General features: G+C 54.2%; 2 protein-coding genes. Both read left to right on the plus strand.

The window, feature by feature from the left end; all coding sequences use genetic code 11:
* Positions 1 to 716: ABC transporter permease (locus HP499_RS24535; RefSeq protein ID WP_253951788.1), on the plus strand; the 716-nt coding region annotated here is incomplete at its 5' end.
* Positions 703 to 1,011: ATP-binding cassette domain-containing protein (locus HP499_RS24540; RefSeq protein WP_172326613.1), on the plus strand; the 309-nt coding region annotated here is incomplete at its 3' end. The genes HP499_RS24535 and HP499_RS24540, both read left to right, overlap by 14 nt.

Below are 1,011 nucleotides of genomic sequence, written 5' to 3' on the forward strand. Positions count from 1 at the left end.
GAACGCGGAAAGACCGGCTAGGTAGCGCGTGGCTTCTGCTGAACCCCGTCTTCAATGGGTTGACCTACTACTTCGTGTTCGGCCTGCTGCTGCAGACCAGCCATGGCATCGATAATTTTGTCGGTTATCTGGTTGTTGGAGTCTTCCTTTTCCAGTTCAGCTCAGGCGCGATCACGTCAGGTGCGCGATCGATTCGCAACGGTAAATCTGTTGTGCAAGCATTCAACTTTCCACGGGCAGCACTGCCTTTGGGTGCCAACATGCGTGAGATGCTTTCAGCTGTTCCCTTGATCTTGGGCATGCTCCTCCTCATAGTTCTGGTGCCGCCCGCCGAGAAAGTCAGCCTGTTGTGGCTTCTGACTATTCCGGCCGTGATTCTCCAGGGGATCTTTAATCTCGGAATCGGACTGATTCTTGCACGTGTCATCTCGAAGGTTCACGACATCACCCATCTCCTTCCCTTCGTTATCCGCGCCTGGATGTACGGTTCGGCTGTCTTCTACTCCTACGAACGGTTCGTGTCCGATCCGACGATTCTCGCCGTGATGAAGTTCAATCCGCTCTTCAACGTCATTGATATCGTTCGCAGCAGCGTCCTTTACGATCGTGTGCCGTCTTGGGAATCATGGGCAACTCTGGGAGTCGTCGCGCTGGGGGCACTCTTGGTTGGCTTCGTATTCTTCTGGCAAGGGGAGGAGACTTATGGGCGCGATTGATTCAACTGCATTTTTGGATGGTCCTCCCTGCGTAGTCATAGACAAGGTCCGGATGACCTATCGGGTGCCATCTTCTGACGGACGCAGCACGTCCAGCAGACGGGGAATCAGGGGAAGAATTACAAGCCTGCTGGAGCGGCCGAACTTGGTCACGGTTTCTGCGCTCAAAGAGATCTCTTTGGTTGTGGAAAGGGGCGAGTCTGTTGGCATCATCGGCCGTAATGGTTCCGGAAAAAGCACAATGATGAAGTTGATCAGCGGCCAAGTGGCGCCGACCCACGGTGCTGTTTATGCT

The sequence above is a fragment of the Paenarthrobacter sp. CM16 genome (genome assembly GCF_013179505.1).
GTDB lineage: Bacteria > Actinomycetota > Actinomycetes > Actinomycetales > Micrococcaceae > Arthrobacter.